The sequence below is a fragment of the Streptomyces sp. NPDC057623 genome, assembly GCF_042800355.1.
GTDB lineage: Bacteria > Actinomycetota > Actinomycetes > Streptomycetales > Streptomycetaceae > Streptomyces.
In genome coordinates, this window is record NZ_JBHVGZ010000011.1 from 51,522 (window position 1) to 65,828 (window position 14,307).

The 14,307-nt window shown below is 71.4% G+C and carries 9 protein-coding genes; 2 read left to right on the top strand and 7 right to left on the bottom strand.

The annotated features are described in order from the left end of the window. Positions 1-95 precede the first annotated feature (95 nt). The 3 genes from ACFU95_RS14300 to ACFU95_RS14310 all read right to left on the bottom strand — a co-directional run bounded on the left by ACFU95_RS14300 (position 96) and on the right by ACFU95_RS14310 (position 2,930). Positions 96-839: a response regulator transcription factor gene (locus ACFU95_RS14300; RefSeq protein ID WP_383826712.1), complete on the bottom strand. Its 744-nt coding sequence runs from the start codon at positions 837-839 to the stop codon at positions 96-98. A gap of 64 nt (positions 840-903) precedes the next feature. Next, positions 904-2,412, bottom strand: a complete 1,509-nt coding sequence (locus ACFU95_RS14305) for an esterase/lipase family protein (protein WP_383826715.1) — start codon at positions 2,410-2,412, stop codon at positions 904-906. Positions 2,413-2,585: 173 nt separating this feature from the next. Further along, on the bottom strand, positions 2,586-2,930 hold the full coding sequence (locus tag ACFU95_RS14310; RefSeq protein WP_383826718.1) for a CU044_2847 family protein: 345 nt from the start codon (positions 2,928-2,930) through the stop codon (positions 2,586-2,588). Positions 2,931-3,076: 146 nt separating this feature from the next. Between ACFU95_RS14310 and ACFU95_RS14315 the strand changes: the two genes are divergently transcribed. Beyond that, the gene (locus ACFU95_RS14315; RefSeq protein WP_383826721.1) at positions 3,077-3,289 is read left to right on the top strand and encodes a hypothetical protein; all 213 of its coding nucleotides are present in this window, start codon (positions 3,077-3,079) and stop codon (positions 3,287-3,289) included. Then, positions 3,286-5,196, top strand: a complete 1,911-nt coding sequence (locus ACFU95_RS14320) for an aKG-HExxH-type peptide beta-hydroxylase (protein ID WP_383826724.1) — start codon at positions 3,286-3,288, stop codon at positions 5,194-5,196. The genes ACFU95_RS14315 and ACFU95_RS14320 overlap by 4 nt, the downstream gene beginning before the upstream one ends. Here ACFU95_RS14320 and fxsT read toward each other — a convergent pair. The 4 genes from fxsT to ACFU95_RS14340 form a co-directional block, all read right to left on the bottom strand. Continuing rightward, positions 5,193-10,001: an FxSxx-COOH system tetratricopeptide repeat protein gene (gene fxsT / locus ACFU95_RS14325; protein WP_383826727.1), complete on the bottom strand. Its 4,809-nt coding sequence runs from the start codon at positions 9,999-10,001 to the stop codon at positions 5,193-5,195. The genes ACFU95_RS14320 and fxsT overlap by 4 nt on opposite strands. Further along, positions 9,998-11,143, bottom strand: a complete 1,146-nt coding sequence (locus ACFU95_RS14330; protein ID WP_383826730.1) for an AAA family ATPase — start codon at positions 11,141-11,143, stop codon at positions 9,998-10,000. Before ACFU95_RS14330 ends, fxsT begins: the two co-directional genes overlap by 4 nt. A gap of 87 nt (positions 11,144-11,230) precedes the next feature. Next, a complete protein-coding gene (locus ACFU95_RS14335; RefSeq protein WP_383826733.1) occupies positions 11,231-12,844 on the bottom strand; it encodes a hypothetical protein in 1,614 nt (537 codons plus the stop codon). Further along, on the bottom strand, positions 12,841-14,289 hold the full coding sequence (locus ACFU95_RS14340) for a trypsin-like peptidase domain-containing protein (protein WP_383826736.1): 1,449 nt from the start codon (positions 14,287-14,289) through the stop codon (positions 12,841-12,843). Before ACFU95_RS14340 ends, ACFU95_RS14335 begins: the two co-directional genes overlap by 4 nt. Between the last annotated feature and the right edge of the window lie 18 nt (positions 14,290-14,307).

The following is a 14,307-nucleotide window of genomic DNA, read 5'->3' on the forward strand; positions in this document are numbered from 1 at the left end:
ACAGTTCCCGGACACTTGATCAGCGTGAGGCATGCCACAGGACCAGTCTGGCGGAAACCGGACAATGGGGGCATGAAATGCCGGGGTGGGCGGCCCTACGGCCGTGCGGCCCGCCCCAGCCAGTAGCCGAAGCCGCGCCGGTTGTGGATCAGCGCGGTCTGCTCCCGCTGATCCCGCTGCTCCCCGTTCACCTTGTGGCGCAGCCGCGAGACGAGCCGTTCGATCGCGCCGTCGGTCGGCGGGTCGTCCCAGACGTGCCGCCCGATCTGCTCCTTGGAGAGCACACGCTCGGCGTTGACGAGCAGACAGCGCAGCAGCCGGTACTCGGCGGGCGTGAGCTCGATGGTGCGCTCCCCGCGCCGGGCCCGGCGGGTGGCGTGGTCCAGCACGAGATCGCCGTAGCGCAGGGCGCCGTCCCATCCGGCGGGCTCCGCGCTGCGCACCAACTGCCGTGCACGGGCGAGCACTTCGGCCACCCGGCCGGAAGCCCCGCCTCCCTGCCCGTCCGCACCACCGGGGCCGCCCCCGGGCAGACTGCCCAGGAACTCCCCGCTCCCGGTGAGCAGCAGAACGGCCGGGCGGTCGACGGCGAGGAGACGGCGACTGTGCCGGAGCGCGTCGGTGTCCGGCAGCGTCACATCGAGGATGACCAGGTCGAACCGGCGCTCGGTGAGCCTGGCGGTGGCCTCGGTGGCCCGGTCCACGGTGACGATCCGGTAGCCGGCGAGCTCCAGCATGGTGGCGAGCGGCTCGGAGGTGCGGGGATCACCGAGGACGAGCAGGACGTGCGGTGCTGCCGCAATCGCCGGTACCGCGTCGGTCGACGGCGGGTTCGGCATGTGGTCACTTTACCTGCGGCTGGTCTTGGCCGGGTAAGCCCGCCCGCCCAGCCTGCTCACGTCCTCACGTCCAGGGCGTGGCGACGAGCCGGATCCGCGCGTCGCGGCCGACGAGAGCTGCGGCGGTGGTGGGGAGCGGGATGTGGGCGACCCAGCGTTCGGGGGTGGGATCCTCGTCGACACGGGGCTCTCCGGCGACGCGGTGGTCGCGGATGGCGCCTTCGATGGCGGAGTTCCAGCCGGCCCAGATGCCGGGGCCGGCCTCCGGTGTGCCGACGTCGATCACGAGGGTGTCGGAGAAGTCGGCGGTCTGCTCCAGGTGGTCGCCGAGGCTGAGAATGCCGCGCCGCTCGCGCAGGGAGATGAGCCGTAGATCGAGGATGAACCTCATGGGTTCGCCCTCGGACTGCCTCAGGCCGCTGTTGAGGAAGGTGGTCGCGAGCGGCACCGTCGCCGACGCCTGCGGCCCGTCCGGGGGCGCGTCGAGCTGGATGGGGCACCAGTGCGCCGCGAGCCGTTCGTGCATCACGACGGGCAGCCCCCGCACCGACAACCGTGTCTCGGCCTGCCACACGAGCTCGCCGTCGGTGCGCAGCCGGTAGTCGACGAGCGATGCCTCGATCCGGGTGTCCCCGAACAGGAACCGCCGCAGATTCTGGTACCCCTCCTCGGAGTTGACCATCCCGTAGCGCCCACTGTGACTCCGGTGCACGTAGGCCCGATGCGCCCCCGGCACATACGCCCGCTCGATCTGTACGAGCCCGTCACTGTGCGGCCCGACCGCGGCGGAGGACAGCCCGAAGGCGACGTCGTAGTCGGCCGGGTCGGTGCCGACCAGGCAGAAGACCCGCTCGACGGGCAGCGTGCCCGGCCCGGTGGGCATCCGGCGGGCGTCCCAGCCTTCGGGAGGGCCGTCGGGGTCGACGTCGGCCTGCGGGGTGAGGCACTCGTACATCCGCCGGGGCTCGAAGATGTCCGCCCCCTGGACGCCGGTCATGTCCCGAAGCCGCTCCAGCAGCCCGCCGCCGAGGTCGAAGGAGATGCCCCCGTGCGGAGTGCCGTAGGTGAAGAGCTTCGCGACACAGCCGTCGGCGGCACGCCCCCGGTCCGGCAGCACCTTCTGCAGCAGGGACCGGCAGACCAGCCCGCCCATCGAGTGGGCGACGAGGAGGACGGCGGGTGCGCGGGTCCTGGCGAGGATCAGGTCGATCAGGTCGAGCAGGTCGGCGGCGGCGTGCTCCAGCCGGTACTCCTGGGGGCTGCCGCCCCACGTGGTGGCCGAGCGGTCGTAGAAACGGTGGATCCAGACGGTGTTGGCGGGGATCTCCGCGTGGTCGGCGAGATAGGCCGCCTGGTTGCCCTTCACGAGCAGTTCGTAACCCTCCTCGCGCAGGAGGCGCAGCAGCGGACTCTCGAACTGGTGGAAGTGGGGCTGGTTGTGCGCGCCGACGCGGATGTGTACGGAGCCCTCGTTGAAGCCGTAGAACGGGTCGTCCACGGCCTTGTCGATGCCTCGGGTGCCGCCGGCGAAGCCGCGGACGTAGATGAGGGGGAGTCTGCGGTTGTCGTCCACGGCGGCCTGCCTCCGAGCGTGCGGGGTCCACTCCTTCTGGTTCCTGAGTAGATGAACCCCGGAACTCTGGCCTCCAGGGCTAGGCCGGAACGGTGACGTGGGGGTGTGCGGAGGGAGCCGGGCGGCGCCGGGCCTGCCCGGCTGCGCGGTTCTGTTCGGGCAGCTTCCCGCCCTCAGCCACCGGCCCCGTCACCGTCCGGGGCCCCTCGCCACGTCATCGTCACCTTCATGTGCGCCTCGCCCTGGGACTTGGCGATGACGGCGCCGAGCTCGGCGTTGAAGCGCATGCCGAACTCCAGGCTGACCTCGTCCGGGCGCTGCGGCATGTCGCGCAGTCGCCGCAGCGCGGAGACGGTTGCATTCCGGATCCGGTCGACGCCTTCCTCGAAGGAGGCGGTGGCATCCGCCACGGCGTCGCCCAGCCGGGACACCTCGACGACGCCCGGTTCGTCCTCCGCCACCTCCACGACCAGGACACTCTCCCCGTCCTGCGACGGGAACCGCAGCAACCTCGTCATGTTCTCCCCCTCCTGATGCCCGGTCCGACGGCCGTTCCCGGCCCCACGCAGTGTGACCTGCGGCCGTCTTCCACTGGCGAGCCATTGCAGCCACCATGGAAGCGCACCCCGAGCCGCCAGACCACCACGTCAGGGGGAACCACGGTATGGCAGAGTCTGCGAAGGACTTCTGTTCCGATCTTGTCGATCTGTCCGGGATCTCTTTGGCGGAGCTGCACTCCAGCGGCGATCCGGTGCTGCGACGCGCGTTGAGCCGGGTGGAGCACAGGGTCAGCATGGCCTTCGGAACCCTCAACGAGTCCAACAGCGAGGAGATGAGATTCCTGCGCGGCCGGCGGTCGGGGCAGTCGAAGTCGTGACAGAACAGTCGCTGGACGTGCACCGGGTGTCCCAGGAGTCGCTCAGGGCCATCGCGGCCGGCAACGCGAACGACGACGACCTGCGCCTGCTGTGTTCGGGCCAGCGCAGCCAACTCCTGCTGGTACTGCGTGCTTTGCTGGGCCACGGGAGCGAGCCGGGGCGTCGTACACGGTGTCCCGACGGCACTCCGTCGGTGGAGGACGCCTGGCAGTTACTGTGCAGAGCGCAGCGGCAGGTTCCCGAGGCGGTCGAGACCGTGCTCACCGATCCTGCCGTCATGACCTGGGCTCTGCGCCTGCTGAGGCGCCTCGGCGGATCCGCCGAGGCGCCGCCTTCTGTCCCGCTGTGGGCCGACTTCGGTCAGTTCCAGGCTCTGGCGGCGGCAGCGGCATGGCAGGCGAGGATCCCGGCCGTGTTGCGGGTACCCGCCTATCGCGGCTTGGTGTGGCTGCCCGGGGTGGGCACGGCGGGACCGGTGGCGCGGCGCCGGTGGAGCGAGGCAGAGGTCCGGGTGAGCCTCGACGGCGCCGTGGTGCGCGGAGAGCTCGCAGGCGTACGACTGCCCCGTGGCCGTGCGACGGCGGCAGCAACCGACTGGCATCCCCTGCGGGCGCTGCGTGACTGCGCGCCGCGCACCCCGGGCAGCGAGGCCGGAGTGGGCCCGTGGCTGGACACGGTGACGCCTTACCGCGATTTCACGCGCTCCCCGAAGTCCCCCGGTCGGCTGGGAGAGCGCCGATTACGGTTGTGGGAGGACCGTCTGTCCGACGCGTATGCCTTGCTGGACCGGGAGTCCGCGGTGGACGCAGCGGCGCTGAGGGCGCTGGTGAGGGTGCTCGTGCCACGCCCCTTCCAGACCGCGCGCGGCGGCCTGGTGGCGAGTGCCTCCTCGGTGGACGCCTTCGGCGCGATCACGATGTCTTTGCCCTACGACGCGCCCCAGACGGCCGCCGTACTCGTCCACGAGACCCGGCACCAGCAGCTGAACGCACTGCTCAGCCTGGTGCCGCTGCTCGAAGAAAAGGAAGAGCCGCGGACACGGCGGCTCTATTACGCACCGTGGCGCAGTGACCCTCGGCCGGCTCTGGGCGCTCTGCACGGGCTTTTCGCGTTCTCGGGAGTGGCCCGGTTCTGGCGGACGCACCGCGGGCACGTGGCAGGGGCCGAAGCACAGCGTGCCGCCTTCGAGTTCGCCGTGCTCAGGGAGCAGCTGCGCGAGGCCGTCACCGCGCTCGCCTCCGATACCGGCCTGACCGCGGCGGGCCGGTCGTTCGTGGACGAGATCGCGGAACTCGTTCTCGAGTGGCACGTGGACCACGTACCGGCTGTCCCCGGCCGACTTGCCCGCCACTATGGGCTGTTGCGGCGTGCCGTGTGGCGGGCACGGCACCTGGAGATGGAGCAGGCCGTGGCAGAACGATTCGCCACGGCCTGGGCGGCGAGGCAACCGGCTCCGTCCGTACCGCCCTCGATACTGCGTCCTCGCCTGGATCTGGTCCGTCTCGACACGTTCGGGCCAGTGGCCAGGTACCGCTTGTCGTCTCCGGACCGCTTCGCTCGTGGACGTCGGCAGGCGGAGGACAGCGGGGATCCGGCACGGCGCGCGGAGTACGCCGTGGTCGCGGGGGACACCGACGAAGCCGCACTCCACAGTGCCGAGTGGACAGCACGGAACCCGGACGACGTCGAGGCGTGGATCGGTGCCGCGCTGTCGCTTGCGGAAACCGCGCGGACACCGGGCGCCACGCTGCTGCTGGACCGGCCCGAGGTGGTGGCCGGCGTTCGCCGGACCGTCGCCACCGCGGCCGGCAGCGCCCCCGACCCCTTCCGCGTCGCCGCGTGGCTCGCCGGAGCTGTGACCGGCCCCGCCTGGACCATGCGCGGCGCGCGGATCGAGGGCTACTAGAGGGAAATCAGGTCGATGTCGGCATTGGCCCGCAGACCCTTCTCACCGTCCAGTGTCGCGGGGTGCGAGGGACCAAGGACGTTGCGGTACCGCTGCAATGCCTCGGCGTACAACTGCTCGCTCTCCTCGGTCCTGCGCAACGCCTTCAGGTCGTGGCTCAGGTTGAGCTGGACGGCCAGGTTCGCCGGGTGGTTCTCCCGCAGTCGTGCCGACTCCTCTGCCACCGCCTCGTCGATGGCGTAGGCCTCCTCGGGGCGGCCGAGGGCGAAGTGATCGCTGGCAAGGTTCATGCGGGCCAGCAGGGTACGGGGGTGTCCCGCACCGAGCGAACGCGTCAGCCCCTCGACCGTCTCGCGGTCGAGTTCCAGCGCGGCCTCGGGTTGTTGGAGCAGCCGGAGGGTCACCGCCAGGTTCATGGCGCAGGCATAGGTGTGCGGGTGTTCCCGGCCGTACCTGTTGCTGTGCTGCTCCAGGGCCTGTGCGCTCAGTGCCCGCGACTCCTGGAGCTTGCCGATCTGGCGCAGGTCGTTGGCGTGACTGACCGCCATCAGCAGGTAGTACCGGCTGTCGCTGCCGAAGATCTCGCTGACCAGCTCGATATACCGGCGTGACAGCGCGTACGCGCCCTCGTGATCGCCCATCTTCCGACGTGTGACACACCGGTTGCGGTTCACCAGGGCGGTGAAGGGGTGTCGCTCGCCGAGCTTCTCGGTGACCTCTTCGGCGAGGAGCTCGATGCCTTCCAGCGCCTCCTCGTACCGGCCGACTTCCTGGAGGTCGAGCAGGTGCGCCTCGCGGGTGGAGAGCGTGTAGATGTGGTCCTCGCCCAGAGCCTCGATCCGGCGCTGCCAGGTGTCGTAGTCGAGTTCCCGGGCCTTCTCCGCATCGCCGGCCAGGCGCAGGCTCACCGCGTAGTTGTGCGCGGCGAGAAGGGTGGCCGGGTCGTCGGCACCGAACTCCCTCAGACTGGTCTCGTAGACACGTTGGTCCATCTCCCTTGCCTGCTGGAAGTTTCCGCGGTTGCGGTGATGGACGGCCAGGAAGCTCTGTGCCTGGAGCGTGTCCTCGTTCGCTTCGCCGAGAACCCTGCGGAAGCGCTCCACGAGCCTGGACTGCATCTCGTACGACCGGTCGAGGTCGATGCCCTGTTCTCGCAGGGCCTGGGCGATCTGCTGGTCGATGCCGAGGACCTCCTCGTGGTCCTCGCCCAGGCGCTCTCGCCAGATTTCCGCGGCGCGCTCCCCCAGGGTAAGGGCTGCCGTGTGGTCGCCCCGAGCACGCAGGAACCAGACCTCGTTCAGCACCAGCCGACGGGTCCAGGCCTCCTCGCACTCGATCGCGTTGGAGGCCCTCACATGGGTGAGCAGCGAGGAATAGCGGGGCCAGTAGGTGACGCGCTGCGGGTTCCTCGGATCCGCATGCGACAACAGCTGATGTGCGGCATGCCGCATGGTCGCCTGCTCCTGACCGTTCATCTGCTCGATCAGCACGCGCTGCACCAGCCGGTGCATCTGCACCGTGCTCTGCCGGTGGTCGATCCGCGCCAGCGCGTACCGCCCGATCTCCCGCACCGCCCGACCGAGTTTGACCGGATCGTCCAGCGCGGACTGCAACTCGTGCGGGACGGAGATGCCTCGTACGGCCGAGAACAGGTCCCATTCGATCGGCTCCGGAGCGAAGAACGCGCAGACCTGGAGCAGCTGGAGTGCGTCGGGGCGGGTTTCGCGCAGGCGGCCGAGGGAGACGTTCCAGGCGGCCGCGACGGACAAGGGGTAGTCGCCGGGCGGCTCGGACTGCATCAGTTCCGTGAAGTTGCGCTCGTACACCTCGAGGTACTGCTGCACCGGCATACCCGTCTCGGCCAGCCAGACCGCGGCCTGCTCGACCGCCAGGGGCAGGTCGCCGAGCGCGGCGGCGAGGTGGTCGACGGACTCGTCCGGGAGCTGGGGGCTGCGACGGCGGAGCAGGGCGACGCTCTCCTCACGGGCGAACACGTCGACCTCCAGCGAACTGGCATCGGTGGACCACTGGAAGTTGCGGGACGTCACGACGATGCGTCCCGGGCCGTCGCTCGGGAAGTACTTGCGGACTTCCTTCGGATTCTCGGCATTATCGAACACCAGTAGCCAGTCGCTGTACGGCTCGCCCCGGCGCAGGGCGTCGAGCACGGCGGGCACGGCACTCATCTCCGAACCGGCCTGAAGTCCCATCTGCTCGCCCAGTTCGATCAGCGACTGGACGACCTGGTTCTCCTGCTCGGAGGGGATCCACCAGACGAGCCTGAAGTCCCGGCTGCGCCGGTAGACGTACTCGATGGCGATCTGCGACTTGCCGACGCCGCCCATGCCGTGCAGCGCTTCCGGCAGCACCGCCGTGACGCCGCTGCTCAGGCGCTCCTCGAGTCGTTCGAGCAGCGTCTCCCGACCAGTGAAGTTCCGGTTCCGCTGCGGTACGTTCCCCCAGATGCGGGGTGGGTCGTGCGGGCTTCGGTGGCCCGGGGCAACGGACAGACCGGCAGACACGGGGATGCCTCCTTGTCGTGGACGCGCCGACTCAGGCGCGGGGGCGGGAGTGGGCCGAGTGGGCGGCACGGCGGCGGATGGCGGCACCGGGCTTGAACTCCCCACGGGGCGAGGGGAGTTCACTGTTTTCGGAGATTGATCTGTTCGGGGATCATAATGTAACGCGCCAGTGGGTGTTTTCTTCAAATTTGACCGAATTTCGGCCGATGAGTACCCTGATGGCTGCTTGTACCCTGACGTTGCCTCACCCTCGGGGATCGTGGCCTTCCGGGTCGGCTGGGGGCCGGTGCGCTGGAGCAGCCGACCGAGGTGGTTGGCTCGGGCGAGGTAGGGACCCGACACCGCGCAGAGCGCCGTGTAGAGATGCGCCACGAACGGACGCGTCTGTTCTGTCATGGGCGGGTCGGCCGGCTCCCCCTCGGGGTCCACCAGGGCGCTACCGCCCTTGCCCCACAACGCCTCCAGACGCGGACCGAGATGGTGCTGGACCTGGCGCAACGCGCGGATCGTCTCCGTACGGCTGCCCAGGGCGAGGAGTTCCTCCCGTACGCCCTCCTCGAAGTCGAACGACACCCGGTGAGCGTCCTCGGCGTCGGCTGTCTCGTCGGTGCGGCGCACCAGGCCCAGCAGCACGATCTCGGCCAGGTTCCAGAGCTGCGCCCCCGGCAGGGCCTGTTGGAGCAGCCGCATCACCGGAAGGTTGAGAGGGGCCGCCGCGAGCTGCTGGGCGAGGGCGTACGCGGCCGGAGAGGCCGTGGCCCGGAAGCGGCGCACCACGGCGGCGGCCCGCCTGGCCCGCCGTACCGCCGACGATTCGGTTGGCCCGGTGCCCTCCTCGGTGTCCTGCGGTTCGGCCACCATGTCGGTCAGCGCCTCGGGCACCCGGCCGACCGCCGCCGCGCGCAGGTCCCGGCCCGGCGCCGTCCACAAGGCTGCCAGGGCGTGCCATTCACCGCCGTCCCCCGCGGCCACCAGCTTCGCCCAGCGGCTCAGCGAGGCCGGCCGCAGCTCCACGACGGGGACCGGGATCGCGTCGTGGCGTCCTGGCTCGTCGGCCTCCCGCTCCTCGGCCCCCAGGGCGTCCGCGTGCGGATCCTTCCAGTCGGCGTCGTACGCGCGGTTGGGTACGGCGGGTGCGGACGACCGCAGCCGGGTCCGGGTGACCGTCGGCAGGGTCAGGTCCCACAGGTGCTGTGGCAGCAGACTCAGTACCCCGACCGGCGAGAACCGCGCGAGCTGGTGGAGCAGGGTCACGGCCCGGCCGGTGCGCCAGGCGCGGTGGCCGCTGTCGGTGACGGCCAGCAGCAGATGCCGGTCGCCCGGCCGGATCCCGACCGCCGAGACGTCCGAGGCCGCGGCCTCGTCCAGGTTCCAGCGGATCACGCGTACGGTGCGGAACGCCGCCGTCTGCTCCATCAACTCGGCGATCTGACGCGTGGTGTTGGACCACAGGGCCATCGACGGACTGTGGTCCACCAGGAGCACCAGGTCGAGCCGCCGTTCCGGCACCGCCCGGCACACGGGCAGCCACACTCCCGCCACCGCGGCCCGCTCGGCGGTCGCCTCCTCGTCCAGTTCGACGTCCCGGGGCGAGTCGCTGAACAGCCGCAGCGGGCGCAGCGACCGGCCGAGCGCCAGGGAGTCGGCCAACCGGGGCGATGCCGGCCAGCGGCCCCGGTCGGGGGACGTCCCGTCGTCGGAGCGGCGTGCGCGGAGTGGGCGTACTCGGGCCGAGAGGGTGGCCGCGAGGGCGTCGAACAGCGGCAGGTCGTCGGCCGGGGTGCCCGCAGCGCGAGACCCGTGCCGGTCCCCGGAGGTTGGGGACTCGTCCGGGCCGTCGCCAGGCTGCTCCCCGGCCCGGTGCTCTTCGGCCGTCCGTGCTTGGGCGGAGTCGGAGTCACCGCCGGCCCGTACGCCGGGATTGCCGGACCCGTCGGGCCGGTCGACGTCCTGCGGGGCGGTCACCCCCGGGTCGTCGGAGGCGCCGCCGTCCGCCCGCCCGGGACCACCGGGTTCGCCGGACGTGCTCCACGGCTGGTCCCCGGGGCCTGACGGATCGCCAGGGCGGCCGTCCGCGGCCCGGGTGGACGGCCAGAGCCGTTCACCGCGCTCCCGGGCCGCCCGGCCGGGCGCGTCGAACAGCGGTACGGCCGCGTCCTGGCAGGCCGCCAGGTACAGGGCGTCCGCCAGCTCCGTCCACGTCGGCAGCGCCAGATCCGGGGCAGCCCTCTGTTCCGCCTCCGGCCTCGCGTTCGGGGGCGGTTGTTCCGCGGAGGCGGTCATCCGGCCCTCGATTCCGCCCCCGCTCCGTCGAGCCGGTGCCACAGCGCGTCCACGAGGTCCTCGAGCGCCTCCTCGTCGTCGCCCGGGAAGCGTCCCGACGTCGCCAGGAACACGGCGTTGAGCAGCTGGTCCACGGCGAGGCCGCCCCGTTCCCGGCTGTTGTGCAGGAACCTGTCGATCAGCCCGTCGGTACGGGCGGAACCCGCCGACCCCGCCACTCCGGCCGCCGCACGCAGGTGGGCCATGACCATGTCGACCAGTTGTGGACGGTCCGGATCGGGCATCCGCAGCCGCAGGCAGCGGCGGAGAAAGGCCGGAGGGAACTCCCGTTCGCCGTTGGAGGTGATCACCACGATCGGAAAGGCACGGCACTTGACGATTCCGTCGACGATCTCCACGGTGCGGCTCGGATCGTCGGTCATGACCGAAACCCGAGGGCGCAGCCGCCGGGCCCGTACCAGCTCGGGGACCGGGAACTGGCCTTCCTCGAAGACACTCAGCAGGTCGTTGGCCAGATCCTGGTCACTCTTGTCCAACTCGTCGACCAGCAGCACCCGGGGCAGTTCGTGGGGCAGCAACGCCGTTCCCAGCGGGCCGAGTTGGAGGTAGTCACCGATCCCGGGCAGGTCCTCCTCCCCCGCCGGTCCGTCACCGGGGGTGGCGTCCGCACCGTGCAGGGTCCGTAACGCCGCCGAGTCCTGGACCCGGCCGATCGCGTCGTACTCGTACAGACCGGACCGCAGGGTGGTGCGGCTGGTGATGTGCCAGCGCAGGACCCTTCCCAGTTTCAGTTCGCGGCTGATCCGGTACGCGAGAGACGACTTTCCGGTACCGGGCCTCCCTGTCACGAGCAAGGGCCTGCGCAGCAGCAGGGCCGAATTCACCATGTCGGCCTCGCGCCGGAGCTGCTCGGAACCGGCGGACAACGCGGTGACCTGTCCCAGCCGACGCTCGATCTCCTCGTCGTCGGGCGGGGCCGGTGCGACCACGGGCCCACCGGTGAAACGGCGCCAGGGCGGCGGGGGCGGAAGGAGCTCGGCGAGGCTGGTGTCGTACAGGGGCTGTCCGGTTCCGCGATAGATCCACCAACGGTGGTCGGAGGAGTTCTGGCCCGTACCGTCGTCCGCCGAGGCGCCGTTCACTCCCGGGGCCGTCGTCGAGTCCCCCGTACGTGCGTGGTCGGCCGGACGCGTTCCTCCTGATGCGCCGTCCTCTGGAAGCATCTCGTCCTACCCTCCCCCCTGCGCGGATGAGTCCGCGGCGTCTGCCCGCCCGCCGGGAAGGCGGTACGGGTCGTCCCAGAGCAAAGCTGCGTGGCGACCGAGCGTAGAGGAGCCACCCCCGCCAGGATCCTCGCCCCCGGCCTCTATGCGCAACGACCTGACTGCGTCTGGTAACCGAAGGATTCCCTTGCGTGAGGTCAGCTCCCGCAATTCTTCGCGAAAGGCGAGATCCACACCCCCGCGGCGGTCCCACACCACGATCGGCACGCCCGCGCGCAACGACTCGGCCAGTTCGTCGGCGGAAGCCCCGGTGAGGCGGCTGTCGGGCGGATCGCTGAGGACGACCATCACGGGCTGCGGAGCGGCCAGCAGCCGGCCGCGGCCGCCGTCGCCCGGAAACCAGTGGACCGGGCCCCCGCTGTCGCTCACCAGGGCGTCCCAGCGCTTGGCCCAGCGTCCATGCGTGTCCGTACGTTCCATCCTTTCGAGGCTGCGCAGGACGACGGGGTGGTCCTCCCCGAGGGCGCCCTCGGCACCCTGGAAACCCTCTTTCGTCCAGTTCTCCACCGGCAGGTCGAGCAGGTCCCTGGGGAGCAGGAACTCCAGGGTGAGGTCCTCCTTCCAGAAGTACGCCCAGCCCGTCTCGGCCTCCTGCACCAGCGCCTTGACCCGCTCGGGCAGCTCGGCCACGTCGACGCGTATGTCCCCGCCCCGTCTCGGATACGGGTCCGGGCCGCCGATCCGCCACCAGTACGACAGCAGCCGTTCGCCGTCGTGATCGGGATCCGGCAGCGGGCGCAGCCTGATCAGCAGACAGGCGGTGGGCACCCAGACCGGGGCCGCGGCCGGATCCGGGTACTGCTCGGCCTGCGGCAACGGGGCCGGGAGCGCGGGAGCCGTCGGGGCGCACACGTCCTGGGCGGATCGGATCGCGGTGGGGGCGCCCTCCGCACCGGCGGCCACGGGCACCGCCGCGGGCGCCGTGCTGTCCGCCGCCGGCGCCCCCGCATACGTTTCCGGGTGGACCCGGTGCTCCGTCACCCAGTCCAGGAGTTCCTGCTGTTGCTGTCCCTTCGCGTAGCGGGCGAGGTGCTCCACCAGCAGGACGCAGGGCGGCGGCTCCCCGGGCCGGGCGTTGAGGTTCGCGGCGTGCAGGACCGCCGACCAGGGCTCCGCGCAGTGGGCGGGCAGCGGATCGGGCCGGTCGCCCAGCGCCTCGTGGAAGGCCCCGGCCACGTCGAGTACCTCCAGCCCGCCGATCAGGGCCATCAGCCGCTCCCAGCTGTGCGCCGAGAACAGGGGTGCCTCGGCCAGCGCGATGGCGGTCCGTACCCGCGCCATGTGCCGGGTCTCGCCCTCCAGCATCGAGACCACGCCGCCCAGTACTTGGAGACCGTCCGGGTACGGCGTCACCTCCCGCAGCAGGAACATCAGGGACACCCGCCGACGGCTGCTCTCGGGCAGCGCGAACGCGACCCCCAGGGCGCGGCTCACCTGGCGTGCGCACTCGTGCAGCAGCGCCGGCTCCTCCAGACACGGGACGGCGTCCAGCGCGTCGAGCAGGACCTTCGGCGGCCCCCACGCCTGAGCGGAGTTCTGGGCCCTCGGGGAACGCGTCACCGCTCACCCCCCGCGTGGACGGGCCACAGCTTCTCGACGAGGCGGACGGCGGCCCGCGCGGGCTCCGACTCGTCGTCGAGCAGCCGCAGGGCGTCGAGCAGTACCTGCCGGCCGTCACGGTGGTCGGCGCAGGCCTGGACGACGTAGAAGAGCTGGAGCCGGGGGCGGGGATGGCTACGGATCGCCCGCCGGACGGGTACCGGCAGCAGGCGCCGGAGCGCGGCTCCGCCGTCGTCTTCAACCAGGGCCACATTCAGCAGCGCGTCGGCGAGGGCGAACTGGTCGCGGTCGGAGGGGGGTTCGGCCGGGGCCGAAGGTTGCCCCGACAACGGCGTTGCGGCCGGAGCCGACGGTCGCCCGGGCAACGAGGGTCCGGCCGGTGCGTTCGGGCCGGCCGTCTCAGCCACGCCGGCCGTTTCAGCCACGTCGGCCGTCCCAGCCGGTTCGGCCGGTTCGGCCGGTTCAGCCGGTTCGGCCGGTTCGGCCGGTTCGGCCGGTTCGGCCGTCCCAGCCGGATCAGCCGGTTCGGTTACGACCCGAGCGTGCCGTCCGGCCGCTCCGGGGTGAGCCGATACAGGTGGCGTCGTCCGCCGGGGCACCGGCGCTTCTTCGGCCCGTTCCAACAAGGGGGCAAGTCCCGGCCACATCCGTGCCGCAGCCTCCAGCGGAAGCATCCAGGCCACCTTGGCCTGCCGATCGGTCCACGCGGCGGTGACCAGGCCGACGACCCGTCGAGCGGCCGGATCCCACACTCCGGCACCGCTGAATCCATGGCCGACCGGAGCTCCGACGCTGCCGAGTCCGTCCAGTTGAACCCAGTCCCGGTGCGGGCCACCGGGCCCCGTCAAGCGGGCGGCGGACAACAGACCGCCGGGCGCCCCCGCGGGGTGGCCGTACACGCTCACCTCGCGCCGGTCCGGCTCGCCGCACCGGCCGAGCCGTGCCGGAACCACGTCGTCGGGGAGCGACCGGACCACGCGCAGGACGGCGAGGTCCCCGCCCGAACCACCGGCGAGAGGACCGGGAAACCAGCCACCCGGGACGACCCTCGCCTCGCCGACGGGCGGGTCCGAACGGCCCGGCACATCGACGTGAACGGAGCCCTCCGGCATCACCAGCCTCTGCTCCCCCGTCGCTCCCACGGCCGAAGCCACCACATGCGCGCAGGTCAGCACGGTGTCGGGCGTCACCAGAACGCCGGCCCCGTGAACACCCCCCTGCGCCGACAGCACACGTATCCGCCCTAAGGACGACGCGCCTGCCGTCTCCCCGTTGGCCACTGCCACGTCCCTTCCCCCGTCGGAGGCCGCCCTCGGACGCCTCCTCGTATCTCCCGCACGGACCGGCGTACGAAGCGCGAGCGCCCGGTACGCGGGTTGCGTGTATCGGAGCTTTACCACCCGCACCGCCGGTGAACCATCCGTGTACGCGGGGTGCGGCGACACACGAGTTCCGCATGGCCG